The following is a 23,177-nucleotide window of genomic DNA, read 5'->3' on the forward strand; positions in this document are numbered from 1 at the left end:
GGTAGGGGAGTTCAGTGTCTGTCACCGATGCCTCATCGTCCCAGGTGGGGATGTGGATCACTGACAAGGTCAAGCCGTCGATCCACAACAACATTGGCGCGTGGTGGGCCGTCGACGGCGCGCTCGACCCGTCCGTACTGACCGCGGCATTCCGGCAGGCGCTGCACGAGAACCCGAACCTGCTCGTCACCTTCGAGGAAACCGAGTCCGGGATGCGGGCGGTGCCGCGCGAACTCGGCTCCTGGCAGCCCTTCTTCTACGATCTGAGCGATGCCCGGAACGTCGAGGAAAAGCTGTATGACGTGCTCACCGAGGTGCATGAGACCAGGTTCGACCTGAGCCGCGATGTGCTGTTCCGGCTCGGCGCCATCAAACTCGGCGAATCGCGCTGGCTGTACTGCCAGATATTCCACCACATCGTGAACGACGGCCTCGGCTACAACAACTTCGCGGTGCGGTGCGCCGAAATCTACACCGCCCTGGCCGAGGGGAATCCGGTGCCGGAGGCGCCGGTCTTCGACAGCGGCATCGTGGCGGCCGAAGAGGCGGACTACCGGCGGTCTCCGCAGTTCGCGGAGGACGCCGCGTTCTGGCAGGACTACCTCGCCGATCCGCCGGATGCCGCCCGGCTGCCGAGCGTCCCCGGCGCTGGTGAGGCCAGGTCCGACGACGACCCGGCACCTGACCCCGGGCCGGCGCGGATCGCCCACGCGATCGGCATCGCGAACTGCACCAGGGTGATCCCCAGCGCGGAGGTCACCGAGTGGAAGCGCGTCGCCAGGTCCGTAGACATCTCGATACCCACCCTGGTGGCGACGGCCGCCGCCGTATTCCTGCACGAAAGCTGCGGGCTTTCGGAGCTGATGTTCTCCATCGCCGCGGGCAACCGTTCCGAGTCCACCCGTAAAGCGACCGGAATGGCCGCGAACTTCATCCCGTTACGGGTCGCGGTCCGGCAGACCGACTCGTTACTTGATATCGCCCGCGCGGTCGCCACGGAGAAGGCGGCCGTCATTCCGCACAGCCGGCGGCTGATCTCCGACATCCGGCAGGACATGGGGCTGACCGACGTCGCCCGCAATCCGCTCGGCGTGATCCTGAACTTCATCCCGATGCAGCGCCTGCGCTTCGGCACGTATCAGGCGTCCTTCTTCGGCGGCTGCTTCCCCTCGCCGGACGAGCTCATGATCACCGTCTTCCGGTCCGGTCCCGAGGAAGCCGTCACCATCAGCATGGACGCGCCCCGGACCATGTACTCCGCCGCCGAACTGGAGCAGTTCTCGGCACGGCTCGTACGGTCCGTGCGCACCCTGGTCGCCGATCCGCGGGCGCGGGTCGCCGCGGTGGACCCGCTGGACGCCGCCGAGCGGGACTGGCTGCTGCGGGAGCTGAACGACACCGGCGTACCGCTGCCGGGGCTGGCGCTGCCGGAACTGATCGCACGGCACGCGGAGCGCAAGCCCGATGCCGTGGCCCTGGTCGCGGGCGACGAGGTCCTGACGTACTGGGACCTCGACACGCGCGCGCGTCGGCTGGCGGGCGTGCTGCGGCGCCGGGGTGTCCGCGCCGAGACCGTCGTGGCGGTCGCCCTGCCGCGCTCGGCCGACCTGGTCGTCGCCCTGCTGGCGGTGCTGAAGGCGGGCGGCGCGTATCTGCCGCTGGACCTCAAGTCGCCGGCGGAGCGGATCAGTTCGATGCTGCGGGACGCGGACGCCCGCGTCCTGCTGACCGACGCGGCGACGGCCGGGACGCTGCCCGACGATCTGGCACCGTCGCTCGCCACCCTGCTGCTCGACGACGAGGCCGGCCCGGATTCCCCGGGCGGCACCGAAGCCGCATTGCCCGAGCTCCCGGTGCGGTGGGAGCCGGGCCAGTTGGCGGCCGTCATGTTCACCTCGGGATCGACCGGAGCTCCCAAGGGGACCGGTACGACGCACCGCAACCTCGAGGCGTATGTGACGGACCGCCGCTGGCGGGACGACAGCCACGCCGTCTCGCTGTTCCACTCGCCGCAGACCTTCGACGCGTTCGTCAAGGAACTGTGGGTGCCGCTGGCGAACGGCGGCCGGGTGGTGGTGGCGCCGCCGGGAGAGCTCGAGATCGAGACGCTCGCCGAGCTGCGGGCCGCCCACCGGATCACCGTGCTGTGGCTCACCGCGGGCCTGTTCACGGCCATCGCGGAGGAGCGCCCGGAGTGCCTCACCGGGCTGCGCGAGGTGTGGACCGGCGGCGACGCGGCGTCCCCGGCCGCCTGGCGCCGGGTGCGCGAGGTCTGCCCCGATGTGACGCTCGGCAACGGCTACGGGCCGACGGAAACGACGGTGTTCGCCACCGGGCACCGCATCGCCCCCGGTGAACCGGTGGGCCACACCGTCCCGATCGGCCGCCCGCTGGACAACACCGCGGTGTACGTCCTCGGCCCCGGCCTGGCGCCGGTCCCGGTCGGCACCGTCGGCGAGCTGTACGTGGCCGGCGCCGGCGTGGCCCGCGGCTACGCCGGGCGGCCGGGACAGACCGCGGAGCGGTTCGTGCCCTGCCCGTTCGGCCCCGCCGGCGAGCCGATGTACCGGACCGGAGACCTGGTGCGCTGGGACGGCGAGGGCCGGCTCGAGTACGTGGGCCGGGCCGACGCGCAGGTGAAGGTGCGCGGCTTCCGGATCGAGCCGACCGAGATCGAAGCGGTGCTGAACGAGCACCCCGGCGTAGCGCAGTCGCTCGTGATGGCCAGGGCCGACGGCTCCGGGCCCCGGCGGCTCGTCGGATACGCGGTGCCCGCCGGCGGCGGGATCGTCGGCGGCGACGGCGCGGGCGGGGTCGGCGACCTCGACTTCCAGGCGGGTGTCTCGGGCAGCGAGCTGCGCCGGTTCGCGGCCGAGCGGCTGCCGGAGTTCATGGTGCCGGCGGCGTTCGTGGTGCTCGACCGCCTGCCGCTGACCGTGAACGGCAAGGTGGACCGGGCCGCGCTGCCGGAGCCGGAGTTCCGCGGCCAGGCGTACCGGGCGCCCGGCAGCGCGGTGGAGCGGGCCCTGGCCGAGGTGTTCGCCGATGTGCTCGGCGTCGGGCAGATCGGCGTCGACGACGACTTCTTCGCCCTCGGCGGGGACAGCATCCGCTCGATCCAGGTCGTGGCGCGGGCCAAGGCGCGCGGACTGCGGGTCAGCACGCGGGACATCTTCGAGCACGGCACGATCGCCCGCCTGGCCGAGTTCACGGGCCAGGGGGACGACGGCCGGGAGCGACTGCCGGAGCTGCCCGGTGGCGGTGTCGGCCGGATCCCGCCCTCGCCGGTGGCGCTCCAGGTCCTCGGCGCGGGCGGCGAGGCCAACCGCTTCGCCATGGCGATGTCCCTGCGGCTGCCGGCGGACATCGACCGGGCCGGGCTCATCGCCGTACTACGCGCCGTGCTGTCCCACCACGACATCCTGCGCGCCCGGCTCGAACCGGAAGGCCTCGGCCTGTGGGTCGACCCGGCGGACGCGGTGGACGCCGATCCGCTGGTGCGCGAGGTCCCGTGCGCGCAGTGGCCGCCGTCGGACGAGGCCGTCGCGGCGGAGCTGGACGCGGCCGCGGACCGCCTGGACCCGGCCGGCGGGACCATGGCGCAGTTCGTCTGGTTCACCTCGGCGTCGGAGCCCGGATGGCTTCTCGTGGTGCTGCACCACCTGGTGGTCGACGGCGTGTCCTGGCGCATCCTGCTGCCGGACCTGGCCGCCTCGTGGCGCGAGGTACGTGCCGGAAGAGAGCCGGAGCTGCCCGAGGTCGGCACCTCGGTCCGGCGCTGGGCGCACGCCCTGGTGGAGGAGTCGGCCCGCCGGCACGCGGAACTCCAGCTGTGGCAGGACATGCTCGCCGGCGCGGAACCGCCGCTGGGGGCGCCGGACTTCGACCCGGCCGAAAACGTGGCGGCGACGGTGGACGAGCTGCGTGTGCAGGTGCCCGCCGCCGTAACCGAAGCGGTGCTGACCACGCTGTCCGCGGCGTACCGCGGTGGCGCGGAGGACGGGCTGCTGGCCGGGCTGGCGCTGGCGGTGGCCGGCTGGCGGCGGGCGAGGGGGCTGGACGACGCGTCGTTCACGATTCGCCTGGAGGGCCACGGACGGGAGGAAGGCCTCGTCCCCGGAGCCGATCTCTCGCGCACCGTCGGCTGGTTCACCAGCATGTTCCCGGTGCGGCTCGACCTCGCGGACGTCGACGTGGACGACGCGGCCGCCGGTGGTCCCGACGCCGGACGGGCGGTCAAGCTCGTCAAGGAGCGGCTGCGATCGATCCCGGACAAGGGGACCGGCTACGGGCTGCTGCGCCACCTGAACGAGGAGACCGCGGCCGAGCTGGCCCGGCACGGGGACCCGCAGATCGGCTTCAACTACCTCGGCAAGGTCACCGCCGCGGACATCCCCGAGGAGCTCCGGGCGGACGGCTGGACGCCGCTGTCCAAGCTGGGGGAGCTGATCCCCGCGCCGAACGCGGACATGCCGTCCCTGTCGGCGCTGGAGATCAACGCGGCGGTCGGCGAGGACGGGCAGCTGACGGCCGGCTTCGGCTTCCCCGCCGGGGTGCTGTCCCGCGCCGAGGTGGACGAGCTGGCGCGGCGGTGGGTCGACGCGCTGACGGGCCTCGCCCGGCACGCCGCGGCGCCCGGTGCCGGCGGGCTGACTCCCGCGGACGCGCCCCTGGTCGACGTGCACCAGGCGCAGATCGACGCCTGGGAGGAGCGGTACGGCAGGCTGGCCGCGCTGGGGCCGGTCACGCCCGTGCAGTCGGGGCTGTTGTTCCACACGATGCTCGCGGACAGCTCGTTCGACGCGTACCACCTGCAGTTCGTGTTCCACCTCGCCGGCGAGGTCGACCCGCAGCGGATGCGCCGCGCCGGGCAGGCCCTGCTGGAGCGGCACCCGAACCTGCGCGCCGGGTTCGTCGCCGCCGACCACGGCGGGATGGTCCAGCTCACGCCGCAGGAGGTCGAGCTGCCCTGGCGCTTCCTCGGCCGCACCGGGGACGGTGAGCTGGAGGCGTTCCTCGCCGAGGACCGCGCGAGCAACTTCGACCCCGCGGCACCGCCCCTGGTCCGGCTGGCGCTGGCCATGACGGCGACCGACCGGGCCGAACTCGTCCTCACCGCGCACCACGCGCTGTTCGACGGCTGGTCACTGCCGCTGCTGATGCGCGACCTGCTCCGGCTCTACGCGGCCGACGGCGCCCCCGCCGACCTGCCGCCGGCGCGTGACTACGCGGACTTCCTCGGGTGGCTCGCGGACCAGGACCACGAGGCGTCCATCCGCGCCTGGGCGGCGGAGCTCGACGGCTTGCCCGGGCCCACGCTGCTGGCGCCGGAGGGCGCGGGCGTGACCTCCGAGGGCGTCCGGCGGGTGGAGCTCGACCTGGGCTTCGACACCGCGCAGCAACTCGCCGGTCGCGCCGCGGCGTTGGGCGTCACGCTCAACACCCTGGTGCAGGGCACGTGGGCGATGCTGCTCGGGCAGCTGACGCGGCAGCAGGACGTGGTCTTCGGCGCCACGGTGTCCGGGCGGCCGGACGCGCTGCCGGGCTCCGACCGGATGGTCGGGCTGTTCATCAATACCGTTCCGGTACGGGTCCCGTGCCCGCCGGAACAGACCGTGGCCCAGCTCCTGGCCCAGTTGCAGACCCGGCAGAGCAAGCTTTTTGCGCACCATTACTGCGGGCTGTCCGACATTCAGGAGGCGGCCGGCCACGGGACGCTCTTCGACACCCTCGTCGGCTACGAGTCCTATCCGGTGGACCGGGTCGCGCTCGCCGAAGCCGATGCCGCGGCGGGCTTCTCGGTCACCGGAATGCGGCCGTATTACGGCTCGCACTATCCCGTCACGCTGAACGCGTCCGCGGAACCGTATCTCCAGCTCTCCATCGACTATCCGATCGGGCAACTGAAGCACGAGACGGTCGAGCTGCTCGCCGCCCGCCTGGTGCGCCTCCTCGAGCACATCGCGGGCGATCCCGGCACCGCGGTCGGCACGCTCGACGCCCTCGATACGCAGGCCCGTGACCGGCTGCGCGAGCTGTTCCACCTCGATCAGGAGCCGGCGGAGACCGCGGCACCCGACGCCGAGGGCGCGGCATACCGCGCGCCGCGGACGGCGCGTGAGGAATCCCTGTGCGGCCTGTTCGCCGAAGTGCTCGAGGTGGACCGCGTGGGCATCGAGGACGACTTCTTCGACCTCGGCGGGAATTCCCTGCGGGCGATCAAGCTGGTCAATCTGATCCGCGCGGAACTGAACCTGGAAGTGCCGATCCGCACGCTGTTCGAGACGCGCACCATCGCCGCCCTGTCGCAGGTGTGCGAAGAACTGTCCACTCCGAAACGGCCGGCCTTGCGCAGGAGGACGAAGGGCGGAGAAATCGTGGCTGATTCCCCTGTGGAGGTATGAGCAAGATGATCCCGTTGTCGTTCGCGCAGCGCCGGATGTGGTTCATTTACCAGTTCGAGGGCCCTTCGCCGACCTATAACGCGCCTTTCGTGCTCCGCCTTGCCGGCGAACTGGACACCGACGCACTGGAGATGGCGTTCCGCGATGTCGTCGACCGGCACGAGTCCCTGCGGACCGTGTTCGTCGAGGATGCCGACGGCACGCCGTACCAGCAGGTGCTGCCCACGGAGGCGCAGCCGTTCCGGCTTCCCGTCATCGAGGTCCCGGAGGAGGAGCGGGCGGCGGCGATCGACGCCGCGGTCACCCTGCCGTTCGACCTGACGGCGGACCTGCCGATACGGGCCAGGCTGCTGAAGTGCGGCCCGCGCGACCACACGCTGGCGATCGTCCTCCACCACATCGCCGCGGACGGTGAGTCGACCGATCCGCTCGTAAGGGATCTGCGGTCGGCGTACTCGGCCCGCAGGGAGGGCCGGGCGCCGGAGTGGGAGCCGCTCGAGGTGCAGTACGCGGACTACACGCTCTGGCAGCGCGATCTGCTCGGCGACGAGAACGACCCGGAAAGCCTGTGTGCCAGGCAACTGCGCTACTGGCGGCAGGAGCTGGCCGACCTGCCGCAGCCGCTGGCGCTGGCGACCGACCACCCGCGGCCGAAGGCGCCGAGCCACCAGGGCGACCTGGTCGAGGCATGGATCGAGCCGGAACTGCTCACCGCCGTGGAGAAGCTGGCCGCCCGGCGGGACACCACCGTGTCGATGGTCATGCAGTCGGCGCTCGCGGTCCTGCTGCAGCATCTCGGCGGCGGCGACGACCTGACCATGGGCTCGCCCATCGCCGGGCGTACCGACGCGGCGCTGAAGGAGCTCGTCGGCTTCTTCGTCAACACGTGGGTGCTGCGCGCGGATCTGTCCGGGAACCCGACGTTCGAGGAACTGCTCGACCGGGTGAAGGACAAGGCCATCGCGGCGTACGACAACCAGGAAATGCCGTTCGAGCGGCTGGTGGAGCTGATCAACCCGGACCGGTCGGCCGCGTACCACCCGTTCTTCCAGGTGATGCTCGCCTGGCAGATCTCCTGGCCGGAAGTGGAACTCCCGGGCCTGGAGGTGGTGTTCGAGCCGAACCAGAACCACGCGGCGAAGTTCGACCTGTTCTTCAACATGGTCCCGGACCCGGCCGGCGGCGCCGAGTGCCGGCTGGAGTACGCCACCGAGCTCTTCGACCGGGAGACGGCCGAGGGCATAGCGAACCGGTTCCTCCGGGTCCTGAGCCGGCTCGTGGCCGACCCGGAGCTCCGGATCGGCTGCGTCGACGCGCTCGACGCGGCCGAGCGGGACCGGCTGATCACGCGGCTCAACGACACGGCCACCGAGCTGCCCGAGCTGACCGTCCCGGAGCTGTTCGAGGCACAGGTGGCCAGAACCCCCGACGCCCCCGCGATCGCGTGCGCGGACCGGACGCTGACGTACCGCGAGCTCGATGACCGGGCCAACAGCCTGGCGCGGGAGCTGATCCGCCGTGGCGCCGGGCCCGAGGACCTGGTGGTCCTCGCGCTGCCGCGCACGGAGGACCTGGTGGTCGGCCTGCTCGGCATCCTCAAGTCCGGCGCCGGCTATCTGCCGATGGACCCGCAGTACCTCGGCGGGCGAGCGGCGGGTGTGCTGTCGGAGGCGGCGCCGCGGTTCGCGGTCACCACCACCGCGACGTGGCAGGACCTGCCGCACGACGGCATCACGGCCGTCAACCTCGACGACAGCGCGGACTGGGCCGCGCCGGACGATGCGGCCAGGACCGCGCCGCTCGGCCCCGACAACCTGGCGTACGTGATGTACACCTCCGGCTCCACGGGCAAGCCGAAGGGCGCGGCGATCACCCACCGCAGCATCGTCAACGGGGTGCGGGAGCTGGCGCGGGTGCTGGACGCGCCGCCCGGGTGGCGGCTGCTGGCCGGTACCTCCGTCAACTTCGACGTCTCCGTCTTCGAGCTGCTGACCACCCTGTCCACCGGCGGCACGGCCGAGGTCGTACCGAACGCGCTGGCCCTGGGCGAACGCGACGGCTGGGACGGCCACGTGATCAGCGCGGTCCCCACGGTGCTCGGAGAACTGGTGGGACACCTGCCGAAGACGACCGACGTGCGGACGGTCGTCTTCGCGGGCGACGTGCTCCCGGCCCGGCTGGTACGGCAGGTGCGCGAGGCCCTGCCCAACGCGCAGATCGTGAACTCCTACGGGCAGAGCGAGAGCTTCTACGCCACCACGTACTCCCTCCCGCCGGGCGAGGAATGGGCCGGGGGCGATGTCGCGCCCATCGGCACCCCGCTGGGGAACATGCGCGCCTACGTGCTGGGCCCGGGCCTCGCGCCGGTGCCGCAGGGCGTGATCGGCGAGCTGTACGTGGCCGGAACCTGCCTGGGGCGCGGCTACCACGGTCGCCCGGGCCTGACCGCGGAACGCTATGTGGCGAACCCGTTCGGCCCCGCCGGCGAGCGGATGTACCGCACGGGCGACCTGGCCCGCTGGAACGCGCAGGGCCAGCTGGAGTGCGTCGGCCGAAGCGACGGCCAGGTCAAGGTGCGCGGCTTCCGCATCGAGACGGCAGAGGTCGAGGCGGCGATCACGGCGCACCCCGGGATCAGCGAGGCGGTCGTGATCAGCCGCGAGGTGCCCGCGGGCGGGCGGCAGCTCGTCGCGTACGTGGTGCACGTCGGTGACGGCGCCGTCGGCGACGACGGCGCCGGCGGCATCGGCGATGTGAACGTGCAGGCGGGTGCTTCGGCAGCCGAGCTGCGCAAGTTCGTAGCGGCACGGCTGCCCGACTACATGGTGCCGTCGGCCTTCGTGGCCCTCGGCCGGATGCCGCTCGGCCCGACCGGCAAGCTGGACCATGCGGCGCTGCCGGAGCCGGAGTTCCTGGGTGAGACCTACCGGGAGCCGCGTACCGAGACCGAGGCGATCATCGCGGCGGCGTACGCGGACGTGCTCGGTGTGGAGCGGGTCGGCATCGACGACGACTTCTTCACCGTCGGCGGCGACAGCCTGCGGTCGATCCAGGTGGTGGCGCGGGCCCGGGCCCGGGGCCTGGAGCTCAGCACGCGGGAGATCTTCGAATGCCGCACCGCGGCCCGGCTGGCCGAGGTGGCGGCCGCCCGCGGGGAGCAGGCGCCCGCGCTCGCCGAGGACGAGGGCGGCGGCGTCGGTCCGATGCCGCTGCAGCCGGCGGCGTTGCACGTGTTCGAGCACGGCGGCGGCACGAACCGGTTCGCCATGGCGATGGCGCTGGACCTGCCCGCGGGCATCGACGCGAACGGGCTGGCCGCGACGCTGGACGCCGTACTCGACCGGCACGACCTGCTGCGCGCGCAGCTGGTGCGCGGCGACGAACTCTCCCTCGTCGTGCGTCCGCAGGGCGCGGTGCGGGCGAAGGACCTGATCCACCGGGTCCCCTGCGACGGCCGGTGGGACGACCCGGCCCTGCTCGACCTGGCGAAGAGGGAGCTGGACGAGGCGACCGGGCGGCTGGACCCGGCGGCCGGGACCATGGCGGACTTCCTCTGGTTCGCCGCGGAACAGGGCGCGGGCAGGCTGGTCATCGTGCTGCACCACCTGGTGGTGGACGGGGTCTCCTGGCGGATCCTCATGTCGGACCTCGCCGAGGCGTGGCAGCAGGTCAAGGCCGGCGATGCGGCTCCCGAGCTGCCCGCGGTCGGCACATCCGCCCGCCGCTGGGCGACGGCGCTGCAGACCGAGGCGCTCTCGCCGGAGCGCGAGGCGGAGCTGGCGTACTGGCGCGATCTCATCGAGGCGCCCAACCCCCCGCTGGGCACGCGGGCGTTCGACCCGGCAGTGGACGTGATGTCCACGGTCGACACGGTGCGGCTCCAGCTGCCCGCCGACGTCACCGAGGCGGTGCTGACCACGCTGCCCGCGGCGTTCAAGGCCAGCGGAAACGATGTGCTGCTCGCCGCGCTCGCGCTGGCGGTGAACCGGTGGAGCGGTGCGGACCGCTCCACCCTCGTCCGGCTGGAGGGACACGGCCGCGAGGAGGACATCGTCCCCGGCGCCGACCTCTCCCGGACCATCGGGTGGTTCACCAGCATGTACCCGGCCCGGGTCGATGTGCGCGGCCTGGACCTCGCCGACGTGCTGGCCGGCGGCCCCGCGGCCGGGACCGCGATCAAGCTGGTCAAGGAGCAGCTCCGCGGCATCCCGGACAAGGGCATGGGATACGGGATGCTGCGCTACCTCAACCCGGAGACCGCCCCGCAGCTCGCCGAACAGCCGGTGCCGCAGATCGGGTTCAACTACCTGGGCCGGATCTCCGGCACCGACGTGCCCGAGCACCTGCGCGCGGACGGCTGGGGGCCGGCCTCCTGGGCGGGCGAACTGATCCCGGCGCCGGACCCCGACCTGCCCGCGCTCTCCGCGCTGGAGGTCAACTCGGTCGCCACCGACACCGCCGACGGCACCCGGCTGCAGGCGGTCCTCATGTTCGCCACCGGCGTGCTGTCCCGCGAGCGGGCCGGTGAACTGGCCGAGACCTGGGCCGAGGTGCTGCGCGGCATGGCCGCATACGCCGCCCGCCCGGACATCGGCGGGCTGACGCCCACGGACACCCCGCTGGTCTCGGTGCGCCAGGACGAGCTCGAAGCCTGGGAGGAGCGCTACGGCCGGCTGGCCGAGGTGTGGCCGCTGGCCCCGTCGCAGTCCGGCATTCAGTTCCAGGCCGCGCTCGCCGACGGCTCCTTCGACGTCTACCACATGCAGTTCGTGCTGCACCTGACCGGGCACGTCGATCCGGAGCGGCTGCGGGCCGCCGGGCAGGCGCTGCTGGAGCGGTACCCGAATCTGCGCTCGGCGTTCGTCACCGCGGGGGACGGCGATCCGGTGCAGGTCGTGGCGGAACACGTCGACATACCCTGGCGGCACGTCGACCTGACCGGCCGGAGCGAAGCCGAGCAGGACGAGGCGCTCGACACGCTCCTCGCCGAGGACCGGGCCGACCAGCTCGACCCCACCCGGCCACCGCTCTTCCGGCTGGCCCTGCTCACCTGCGGGCCGCGGCAGGCGAAGGTCATCATCACGGCGCATCACACCCTGTTCGACGGCTGGTCGTCGCCCATGGTGATCACGGATCTGATCCGGCTGTACTCCGGGTCGCGCGAGCTTCCCGCGGTCCGGGATTACGGGGACTACCTGGCCTGGCTGTCGCGCCAGGACCGGGAGGCGTCGGCCGCCCGCTGGGCCGCGGAACTGGAGGGCTTCGACGAGCCGACGCTGCTGGCCCCGAACGCGCCCCTGGAGGAGGTGGAGGTGTCCGCCCTCGGCCGGGTGGAGGTGCCGTGGTCGATCGACCAGGGGCGCGAACTCACCCGGCGCGCGGCGGAACTCGGCGTCACGGTGAACACCCTGCTGCAGAGCGCGTGGGCGATCCTGGTCTCGAAGCTGACCGGGCAGCAGGACGTCGTGTTCGGCGCCGCCGTCAACGGCCGCCCGGCGGATCTGATCGGCTCGGACGAGATGGTCGGGCTGTTCATCAACGTCCTCCCGGTCAGGGTGCGGTGCCGGCCGGACCACAGCGTGGCCGAGGTCATCACCGAGCTGCAGGAGCGGCAGACCGCGCTGCTCGACCACCACCACTTCGGGCTCGCCGACATCCAGCAGGCCGCCGGGCTGTCCGCCCTGTTCGACTCGATCGTCGTCTTCGAGAACTACCCGATCGACCGCGAGGGCATCGAGGAGGCGAACGCTTCGGCGGGCCTGACGGTCGACGCCATCCGGCCGTTCGCGGGCTCGCACTACCCGCTCACCCTCAACTCGACCGATCCGTATCTCCGGCTGTCCCTCGACTACCAGAACAACGTCTACGACCGCGCCGCGGCCGAGGAGCTCGCCGCCCGGCTCGTCCGGGTGCTGGAGCGGATCCTCACCGACCCGCAGGTGCCCGTCGGCGCCGTAGAGGTGCTCAGCGGGGAGGAACGGGACCGGCTGCTGCGGGAAGTGAACGACACGGCGCACCCGGTCGCCCCCGACACCCTGCCGGGTGCGTTCGAGGCGCAGGTGGAGCGCGACCCCGAGCGCGTAGCGCTGATCGGCGAGCAGGAGACGCTGACCTACCGGGAGTTCAACCGGCGGGCCAACCAGCTGGCGCGCTGGCTGATCGAGCGCGGCGCGGGCCCCGAACAGGTGGTCGCGGTGCGCATCCCCCGCTCCGTGGATCTGATGGTGGCGATCTACGGGGTGGTCAAGGCGGGTGCGGCCTATCTGCCGGTGGACACCGAGCTGCCCGAGGACCGGGTCCGGCTGCTGCTGGAGGGCGCGGAGCCGCTGCTCGTACTCGATGAGGTGCTCCCTGACGTATCCGGGCTCCCGGAGGACAATCCGCGGCGCGCGCTGACCCCGGACAACGCCGCGTACGTCATCTTCACCTCCGGCTCCACCGGCGGCCCCAAGGGCGTGCAGGTCGCGCACCGCGCGATCATGAACCGGCTGGCGTGGGGACTGGGGCACTTCGAGGTGGGCGCCGAGGACCGGATGCTGCTCAGCACGTCGGCGAGCTTCGACGTGTCGGTGCCGGAGCTGTTCGCCCCGCTGCAGGTCGGCGCCGCCGTCGTCATCGCCCGTCCGGACGGGCGCCGGGATCCGGCCTATCTGGCCGAGCTGATCCAGCGGGAGCGGGTGACCGGCGCGGACTTCGTCCCCTCCCTGCTGGAGGCGTTCGTCGCCGAGCCGGCGGCCAAGGACTGCGCCGGCCTGCGCTGGATCGAGGTCGCGGGCGAGGCGTTCCCGCCCGCGCTGGCCAACAAGGCCGCGGCGCTGCTGCCCAACTGCGGCGTGCACAACGTCTACGGACCCACCGAGGCGGCCGTGGAGGTCACGGCATGGCAGCACGTGCCGGGCGCCGACCAGGTGCCCATCGGCGCGCCGATCTGGAACACCCAGGTCTATGTGCTGGACGCGGCGCTGCGCCCGGTCCCGCCCGGGGTCGCCGGTGAGCTGTATCTGGCCGGTGCCGGGCTCGCCCGGGGCTACCTCGGCCAGTCGGCGCTGACCTCGAACCGGTTCGTGGCCTGCCCGTTCGGCGCCCCGGGGACCCGGATGTACCGCACCGGGGACCTGACCCGGTGGAACAAGGACGGCCAGGTCGAGTACATCGGACGCACCGACTTCCAGGTCAAGATCCGCGGGTTCCGGATCGAGCTGGGCGAGGTGGAGTCGGTACTGACCTCGCACCCGGAGGTCGGGACCGCGGTGGCCGTGGTGCGCGAGGACCGCCCCGGCGACCAGCGGCTGGTGGCCTACGTGGTGCCAAACCGCAAGGCGGACCCGGCCGCGCTGGACATCGAGGCCGTACGGGCCCTGCTCCAGGAGCAGTTGCCGGAATACATGGTCCCCTCGGCGATCCTGCCGCTCGCCGAGCTCCCCACCACACCGAGCGGCAAGCTCGACCGCGGCGCGCTCCCCGCGCCGGACCACGCCGAGACCGGGACCCGGCGGGAGCCGCGCAATCACAACGAGGAAGTCCTCTGCCGGCTGTTCGCCGAGCTGCTCGGCATGGAGGAGGTCGGCATCGACGTCGACTTCTTCGGCCACGGCGGGCATTCGCTGCTGGCCACCCGGCTGATCGGCCGCATACGCAACGAGCTGAACGTCGACGTGAAGGTCACGACGGTGTTCCGCAATCCGACCGTCGCCCAGCTGGCGGAGCAGATCGACAAGCTGGCCGCCTCGAAACGCCCCCAGCTGCGACAGATGACCGTACAGGAGATGCGTTGATGATCCCGTTGTCCTTTGCCCAGGCCCGGATGTGGTTCCTGCACCGCCTGGAAGGCCCGTCCGCGACCTACAACGTCCCGTTCGTGCTGCGCCTGGCGGGGACGCTGGACACAGCGGCCCTGGCCGCGGCGATGACGGATGTCGTCACCCGGCACGAGAGCCTGCGCACCCTGATCGCCGAGAACGCCGACGGCACGCCGGAGCAGCGGATCCTGACTCCGCAGGAGGCGGTCCTCCCCTTCCGGGTGGTCGACGTGGCCGCCGACGCGGTGGACGCCGCGGTGCACGCGGCCGAATGCGAAGCCTTCGACCTGGAAACGGAACTCCCCCTGCGGACGACCGTCTTGCGGATCAGCCCGCAGGAGCACGTCCTGGTGTGCGTGTTCCACCACATCGCCGCGGACGGGTCGTCGATGTCGCCGTTCCTACGTGACCTGGTGTCGGCGTACACGGCCCGCCATCAGGGGAGCGCCCCGGCGTGGACGCCGCTGCCGGTGCAGTACAAGGACTACACGCTGTGGCAGCTGCAGCTCCTCGGCGAGGACGGCGACCCGGAGAGCGCCGCGGCGGAGCAACTCGCCTACTGGAAGGACGAGCTGGCCGCGGTGCCGCAGCCGCTGCAGCTGCCGCTGGACCGGCCGCGGCCGGCGACCGCCAGCTATCGCGGCGGCGACGTCCTGTTCGAGCTGACACCCGAGCTGCTGTCCCGGATGCAGGAGCTGGCCGCGGAGCGCGGCGCCACGGCGCCGATGGTGGCGCAGGCCGCGCTGTCGGTGCTGCTGCACAAGCTGGGCGCCGGGGAGGACGTGACGATCGGCAGCCCCTTCGAGGGGCGGCTCGACGAGCAGCTCGACGATCTGATCGGGTTCTTCGTCAACACGTGGGTGCTGCGCGTCGATCTGGCGCGGAACCCGACGTTCGGCGATCTCCTGGAGCAGGTGCGTGGCAAAGCCCTCGCCGCCTTCGACAACCAGGACATCCCGTACGAGCGGCTGGTGGAGCTGCTCAACCCGGACCGGTCCACCGCCTACCAGCCGCTCTTCCAGACGGCGCTGGCCTGGCAGTTCGTGTGGCCGGAGATCGAGATGCCGGGCCTGGAGGTCTCGCCCGTCCCGGCGGGCACCGGCACGGCGAAGTTCGACCTGTTCTTCAACATCGCCCCGAAGGAGTCCGGTGGTGCGCACGGGCTGCTGGAGTACGCGAAGGACCTCTTCGACCACACGACGGCCGAACGCTTCGTCCACCGGTTCGTACGCATCCTGGAGCAGGTGCTCGAGGACCCGGCGATGCCGGTCGGCGACATCGACGTGCTGTCGGCGGAGGAGCGGGACCGGCTTCTGAACGGGCTGAACGACACCGCGGTGCCGACGCTGCAGTGCACCATTCCGGAGCTGTTCGAGCAGCAAGTCGCCGAGAAGCCGGACGCGGTGGCGGTGCTGTGCGGCCAGGAGACCCTGACGTACCGCGAGCTGGACACCCGGGCGGACCGGCTCGCGCGGGTCCTGGCCGAGCGTGGAGTGGGCCCCGAGTCGGTGGTGGCGGTGGCGGTGTCGCGGTCGCCCGAGCTGGTCACCGCCGTGCTCGCCGTGATGAAGGCCGGCGGCGCGTACCTGCCGGTCGATACGGCCTACCCGGACGAGCGGATCTCCTTCATGGTGGCCGACTCCGGTGCCCGGCTGGTCCTGGTGGACGCCGTGACCGCCGGACAGCTGCCCGAATTGCCCGTGCCGACGCTGCAGTTGCAGGACCTCGACCTGTCGTCCGCACCTACTGGGGCGCTGCCCTGCCCCGCGGCGGTGGCCAACACCGCGTACGTCATCTACACGTCGGGCTCGACGGGCACGCCCAAGGGCGTCGCGGTCCCACACGCCGGGGTGGCCAGTCTGGCCGCCACCCAGGCCGAGCGGCTCGGCGTCACCGGGGAGAGCCGGGTGCTGCAGTTCGCCTCGTCGAGCTTCGACGCCTCGGTGTGGGAGATGTCCATGGCGCTGCTGGCCGGCGCGGCTCTCGTGCTGGCGGACAAGAGTGCGCTGGCCCCGGGGGCGCCGCTGGCCGAGACGGTCGACACGTACCGGGTGACGCACGCGACCCTCCCGCCCGCCGTGCTCCCCGCGCTGCCCGAGGGGTCGCTGTCGACCGTCGAGTGCCTGGTCGTCGGGGGTGACGCGCCCTCGCCCGAGGTGGTGGCCACCTGGTCGGCCGGACGGCGGATGATCAATGCCTACGGGCCGACGGAGACCACGGTGTGCGTCGCCATGAGCGCGCCGCTGACCGGCCGCGACGAGGTGCCGCCGATCGGCCGCCCGATCCGCAACACCCGGCTCTACGTGCTCGACGACGTGCTGCGCCCGGTGCCCCCCGGGGTGGCCGGCGAGCTGTACATCGCCGGCGAGTCGCTCACCCGCGGCTATCTGGGCCGGCCGGGACTGACCGCCGGGCGCTTCCTGCCCTGCCCGTTCGGCCCGCCGGGCGAGCGCATGTACCGCACCGGCGACGTGGCGGCCTGGACGGCGGACGGCGAACTGGTCTTCCGCGGCCGCGCGGACGACCAGATCAAGATCCGGGGCTTCCGGATCGAGCTGGGCGAGATCGAGCACGCGCTGGCCGGGCACCCCGGCGTCGCGCAGGCGGCGATCGTGGCGCGCGACAACCAGTACGGCGAGAAGCAGCTGGTCGGGTACGTGGTGCCCAAGCCGGGCGCCGAGGCGGCGGATGCCGGCGCCCAGGTGGACGAGTGGCGCGACCTCTACGACGACAGCTACGCGGAATCCGAGGACGGTCTGGGCGAGGACTTCCTGGGCTGGAACTCCAGCTACACCGGTGAGCCCATCCCGCGCGAACAGATGGTGGAGTGGCAGGACGCCGCGGTGGCGCAGGTGCTGCGGTACGCGCCGCGGCGGGTGCTCGAACTCGGCGTGGGCTCCGGCCTGCTGCTGGCGAAGATCGTCGGCGACGTCGAGGAGTACTGGGGCACCGACATCTCGGGCACCGTGGTGGACCGGGTCCGGGTCCAGGCGGAAGAGGCCGGATACGGCGACCGGGTCCGGCTGAGCGCCCAGGCGGCGGACGACATGTCCGGGCTGCCGCACGGCCGGTTCGACACCGTCGTGCTCAACTCGGTGGTGCAGTACTTCCCGAGCGCCGAGTACCTGGACCAGGTGCTGCGCCAGGCGATGGAACTCCTCGCGCCGGGCGGCCGCCTCATCGTCGGTGACGTCCGCAGCGCCACGACCCGCCGCTTCATGCGGACCGCCGTGCAGCGTACGGCGCACCCGCACGCCTCGCACGACGAGCTGCGGGCGCTGGTGGAGAAGGAGCTGCTCGCCGAGCGGGAGCTGACGGTCGCGCCGGAGTGGTTCGCCGAGTGGGCGGACGACGACGACTCCATCGCGCTCGACATCCGGCTGAAGCCCGGGCAGGCGCACAACGAGCTGACCCGGCACCGCTACGAGGTCATCCTGCACAAGCAGCCGGCCGACCTGCTCGACCTGGCCGGCGCGCCGTCGGTGCCGTGGGGCCGGGAAGTGTCGGACCTGGCCGGCCTGGCCGACCTGGGCCGCCGTGCGGACCGGGCGGACGGCCCGGTGCGGGTGACCGGGATACCCAACGCGCGGCTGGAAGAAGAGGTTGCCGTGACCGTCGCGGCGGGCCTCCTCGACCCGTCGTCCCTGCCCGGCAAGCGGGTCGACCCGCAGGACGTGCTCGCGTGGGCAAATGAGCACGGCCGGGAGGCGGTTCTCACCTGGTCCGGCGAGGACGCGCGCTGCTTCGACGCGGTGCTGCTGCCCGAGCCGCGGAGCCGGCAGCGGACGGTCTCCGGCTCGTACGTGCCCAGCGGCGCGGCCGGCCGGGTGCTGGCGAACGCCCCCGCGCTGGCCAGGTCGATGGGCCCGTTCCTCGTCGAGCTGTCCGAGCATCTGCGCGGCCGGCTGCCCGACTACATGGTCCCGTCCGCGGTCGTGCCGATGTCGGAGCTGCCGCTGACGCCGAGCGGGAAGCTGAACCTCCGGGCGCTGCCCGCGCCGGACAACGGGCAGGCATCGACCGGCCGGGCAGCGCGCACTGAGCCCGAGGAGATCCTGAGCGCCCTGTTCGCCGAGGTGCTCGGCCTGGAGAAGGTCGGCATCGACACCGACTTCTTCGCCGCCGGCGGGGACAGCATCCGCTCCATCCAGATCGTCGCGCGGGCGAAGGCCCGCGGCATCGAGGTCAGCACGCGGGAGATCTTCGAGCACCCCACGGTCGCCCAGCTCGCGGAGCTCGTCGAAGCCCGCGAGGACGAACGCGTCGTCCTGGCGGAGCTGCCGGGCGGCGGCCTCGGCTGGGGCCCGCTGCTGCCTACGGCGGCACACGTGCTCGCGCTCGGCGGCGGCCTCAACCGGCTCTGCATGTCGGGCATGCTGACCCTGCCCGAGGACATCGACCGTGCGGGTCTGGTGGCGACGCTGCAGGCCGTGCTGGACCGGCACGATGTGCTCCGCTCCCGGCTCGACCGGACGGAGCGGGGCCTGCGGACCGAGCCGCCGGGCAGTGTGGACGCCGGCGCGCTCCTGCGGGAGGTCGCCCTGGACGACACCGCTACGGACGCCGATGCCGACCCGGTCGCCGCCGAGCTGGACGCGGCGGCGGGCCGACTGGACCCGGACGCGGGCGTGATGGCGCAGTTCGTGTGGCTCACGTCCCCCGCGGATGCGGACCGGCTGCTGATCGTGCTGCACCACCTGGTCGTCGACGGGGTGTCCTGGCGGATCCTGATCCCGGACCTGGTCGCGGCCTGGCAGCGGATCCGCGACGGCCGCCCCGCGGAACTCGCGGAGACCGGCACCTCCATGCGCCGGTGGGCGCATGCGCTGGCTGAGGAAGCGGCCACCCCCGAGCGGGTGGCGGAACTGCCCGTATGGCAGAAGATCCTGCGCGCGGACGAGCCGGTGCTCGGAGCACGGGAGCTGGACCCGGCGCGCGATGTCGCCGACACCGTGGACACCCTCCGCATCCAGGTGCCGGCGGATGTCACCGAGACGGTGCTCAACAAGGTGCCCGGACTCTTCCGCAGCGGTGTCAACGACGGGCTGCTGGCCGCGCTGGCGCTGGCGCTGGTCCGCTGGCGCCGGACGCGGGACGAGTCCTCCTCCTCGACGCTGGTCCGGCTGGAAGGGCACGGCCGGGAAGAGCACGTGGCGCCCGGCGCGGATCTGTCGCGCACGATCGGCTGGTTCACCGCGATGTATCCGGTGCGGCTGGACCTGACCGGCGTCGACGTGGCGGACGCGTTCGCCGGGGGTCCGGCCGCCGGCCGGGCGGTCAAGGCGGTCAAGGAGCAGCTGCGGGCGGTCCCGGACAACGGGATCGGCTACGGCCTGCTGCGCCATCTCAACCCGGACACCGCCGCCGAGCTGGCCACGGGCCGGGAACCGCAGATCGGCTTCAACTACCTCGGCCGGGCGGCCGGCGCGGGCATCCCCGAGGAACTGCGCGGCCTGGGCTGGACACCGGACACCACCCGCCCCGACCTGATCGCCGCACCGGACGCGGACATGCCGGTGCTGTCGGCGCTGGAGATCAACGCGGTGGCCGCCGGCACCCCCCAAGGCGAGGAGCTGACCGCCTACTTCGGGTTCCCGACCGGTGTGCTCTCCCGCGAGGATGTCACCGAGCTGGCCGGGCTGTGGGTCGAGGCGCTGACCGCCCTGGCCCGGCACGCCGCGACCCCCGAGGCGGGCGGGCTGACCCCGACGGACGCGCTCCTGGCCGATGTGCGCCAGCGGGAGATCGACACCTGGGAGGAGCGGTATGGCCACCTGGCCGAGGTGTGGCCGGTCACCCCGGCGCAGTCCGGCATCGTCTTCCATTCGATGCTGGCCGGATCCTCGTTCGACAGCTACCACGTGCAGCTGGTGTTCCATCTCGCCGGTGACGTCGACCCGGAGCGGATGCGCCGCGCCGGGCAGGCGCTGCTGGGGCGCTACGCCAACCTCCGTGCGGCCTTCGTCAACCGGGCCGACGGCGATCTCGTGCAGGTGGTGCCGGCCGGGGAGGTGACCCTGCCGTGGCAGCACCTCGATCTGACCGGGTACGACGAGGCGGAGCGCACCGAGCGGTTCGAGCGTTTCCTCGCCGAGGACCGGGTCGCCCACTTCGACGTGGGCAGCCCGCCGCTGATGCGGCTCTCGCTCCTGGTCCTCGAGTCCGGCAAGGCCGAACTCGTGATGACCGCCCACCACGCGCTGTACGACGGCTGGTCCACGCCCCTGCTGCTGCGGGATCTGCTGCAGCTCTACGCCTCCCACGGCGACGTGGCCGGTCTGCCCGGCACGAGGAGCTTCGGTGAGTTCCTGGCCTGGCGCGCGAAGCAGGACCAGGGCGAGGCGGCACGGGCCTGGGCCGCCGAGCTCGCCGGCGTCGAGGAGCCGACCCTGCTCGCTCCCGGGGCCGCGGAAGGCGACGGCCTCGACCAGATCGAGGTCGCGCTCCCGTCCGATGTGTCCGGCGGACTCGACCGGCGCGCGGCCGAGGCGGGTGTCACCATCAACACCCTGGTGCAGGGGGCCTGGGCGCTGCTGCTCGGCCAGCTCACCGGCCGCCGGGACGTCGTGTTCGGCGCCACCGTCTCCGGGCGCCCGCCCGCCGTGACGGGCGTCGAGTCCATGGTCGGGATGTTCATCAACACCCTTCCGGTGCGGGTCGAGTACGCGCCCGGCGACACCGTCGCCGAGGTGCTCACCCGGCTGCAGAGCCGGCAGGCCGGCCTCGTGGACTACCACCACGTCGGGCTCACCGAGATCCATCAGTCCGTCGGCCTGCCGTCCCTCTTCGACACGCTGGTCGTCTTCGAGTCGTATCCGGTCGACCGGGAGGCCCTCGACGCCACCGCCGACGACCCGGACGGGATCGCCGTTACGGGCCTGCGCCCGACCAACGGCACCCACTACCCGCTGGCGCTGATGGCGGCGGCCGACCCGCACCTCCAGCTCCTCCTGCAGTACTCGCCCGATGTCTTCGACCGGGACACGGTCAAGGAGTTCGAGGCCCGCTTCGTACGCATCCTGCGGCAGCTCGCGGACACCCCCGGGCTGCGGGTCGCGCAGGTCGACACGCTGGAGACGGCCGAACTCGACCGGCTGCTCGGCGAGTTCAACGACACGGTCGTCCCCACCCCCGACGTCACGGTCCACGGACTGGTCGAGGCGCAGGCGGCGCGGACGCCGGGCGAGGTCGCCTTGGTCGCCGGGGGCCAGTCGCTCACGTACCGCGAGCTGAACGCCCGGGCCGACAGCCTGGCGCGCGAGCTGGCCGGACGCGGGGTGCGCCCGGAGACCGTGGTCGCGGTGTCGCTGCCGCGCTCGGCGGACCTGGTGGTCGCCCTGCTCGCGGTGCTGAAAGCGGGCGGCGCGTATCTGCCCGTCGACCCGAAGTACCCCGGCCACCGCCTGGAAGCCATCCTCGAGGACGCCCGGCCGCACCTCGTCCTGACGGACTCCGATACCGTCGCGGCACTGCCGGAGCACGGCGGGCCTGAGGTCCTCCTCGACGCGCTCGTCCTGTCCGGGGACGAAGCGCGCCCCGGACTGGCGCTCCCTGCCGAGCAGTTGGCGTACGTGATGTACACCTCCGGCTCCACGGGCAAGCCCAAGGGAGTCGCGATCACCCACGGGAACGTGGTCAACGGCGTGCTGCGGCTGGCCTCCCGCGTGGGCATGGAGCCGGGCAAGCGGCTCCTCGCGGGCACCTCGGTCAACTTCGACGTCTCGGTGTTCGAGATCTTCACGACCCTCGCCACCGGCGGCGTCGTCGAACTGGTCCAGGACGTCATGGCGTTGAGCGAGCGGGACGGCTGGAGCGGCAGCGTCATCTCCACCGTGCCGTCCGCCTTCGCCGAGCTCGTCGACGAGCTCTCCGGCCGTATAAGCGTCGAGACGGTCGTCTTCGCCGGCGAGCCGCTGCCCGCGGCGCTCGTCGAGAAGACGCGGAACGCCTTCCCCGGGGTACGGGTCGTCAACGCCTACGGGCAGAGCGAGTCGTTCTACGCCGCCACCTGCACCGTCTCCGGCGACACGGCGGACTGGGTGGGCAGCACGCCGGTGGGCACCCCGCTCGGCAACATGCGGGTCTACGTCCTCGGCCCCGGCCTGGCTCCGGCGCCGCCGGGCGCGGTCGGCGAGCTGTACGTCGGCGGGAACGTGAGCCGCGGCTACCACGGCCGCGCCGACCTGACCGCCGAGCGCTATCTCCCCGACCCCTTCGGCCCGGCCGGTGCCCGCATGTACCGCACCGGTGACCTGGCCCGCTGGAACGCCGAGGGCCTGCTGGAGTACGTTGGCCGTGGCGACGCGCAGCTCAAGCTGCGGGGCTTCCGGATCGAACCCGCCGAGGTCGAGTCCGCGCTCGTCGCGCACCCGGAGGTCGCGCAGGCCGTCGTCGTCGGCCGCGAAGGCCCCAGCGGCAGCACGGGCAAGCAGCTGGTCGCGTACGTCGTGCCCGAAGCCCTCGCGGACGGCGGGACGACCGATGACCAGTCGAGTCTGCTGAAGAAGGAGCTGCACGAGTTCGCCTGGGAGCGGCTGCCGGACTTCATGGTGCCGTCCGTCTTCATGGTCCTCGACCGGCTGCCGCTGGCTCCGAACGGCAAGCTGGACCGGGCCGCGCTGCCCGAGCCGGAGTACGCCGGCGCCGAGTACCGGGCGCCGCGGACCCCGCGCGAGGAGGCGCTGGCCGCGCTGTTCGCCGAGGTGCTCGGTCTGGAGCGGGTCGGCATCGACGACAGCTTCTTCGAGTTCGGCGGGCACTCCCTGCTCGCCACGAGGCTGATCGGCCGGGCCCGCGCGGAGATCGGGATCGAGATCCCCATCCGGAAGATCTTCGACCTGCCGACGGTGGCCGCGCTCGCCGAGTGGTCGGAGGAGTCGGCCGCTCCCCGCCGCCCCGGTCTGCGGAGGATGTTCGCGGAGGAGTGAGGCGCCGAGCACGAAGAAGCCCCGCTCGCCGGATGGCGAGCGGGGCT

3 protein-coding genes are annotated in these 23,177 nt (G+C 72.5%); all 3 read left to right on the forward strand.

The window, feature by feature from the left end; genetic code table 11:
• Positions 1–14: 14 nt before the first annotated feature.
• The 3 genes from G5C51_RS43980 to G5C51_RS42845 are packed head-to-tail and all read left to right on the forward strand — an operon-like array spanning position 15 to position 23,130.
• Positions 15–6,404 carry an amino acid adenylation domain-containing protein gene (locus tag G5C51_RS43980; protein ID WP_338118028.1) on the forward strand — a complete coding sequence of 2,130 codons (6,390 nt, stop codon included), beginning with the start codon at positions 15–17 and terminating at the stop codon, positions 6,402–6,404.
• Positions 6,401–14,179 carry a non-ribosomal peptide synthetase gene (locus G5C51_RS05770; RefSeq protein WP_240929417.1) on the forward strand — a complete coding sequence of 2,593 codons (7,779 nt, stop codon included), beginning with the start codon at positions 6,401–6,403 and terminating at the stop codon, positions 14,177–14,179. The genes G5C51_RS43980 and G5C51_RS05770 overlap by 4 nt, the downstream gene beginning before the upstream one ends.
• On the forward strand, positions 14,179–23,130 hold the full coding sequence (locus G5C51_RS42845) for a non-ribosomal peptide synthetase (protein ID WP_240929418.1): 8,952 nt from the start codon (positions 14,179–14,181) through the stop codon (positions 23,128–23,130). The genes G5C51_RS05770 and G5C51_RS42845 overlap by 1 nt, the downstream gene beginning before the upstream one ends.
• Positions 23,131–23,177: the final 47 nt, after the last annotated feature.

This window comes from Streptomyces coryli (genome assembly GCF_011044975.1).
Classification (GTDB): domain Bacteria; phylum Actinomycetota; class Actinomycetes; order Streptomycetales; family Streptomycetaceae; genus Streptomyces; species Streptomyces coryli.

Coding starts and splice junctions, on each gene's coding strand:
- G5C51_RS42845 (WP_240929418.1), top strand. CDS start 14,179: ATGATCCCGTTGTCCTTTGCCCAGGCCCGGATGTGGTTCCTGCACCGC.
- G5C51_RS05770 (WP_240929417.1), top strand. CDS start 6,401: ATGAGCAAGATGATCCCGTTGTCGTTCGCGCAGCGCCGGATGTGGTTC.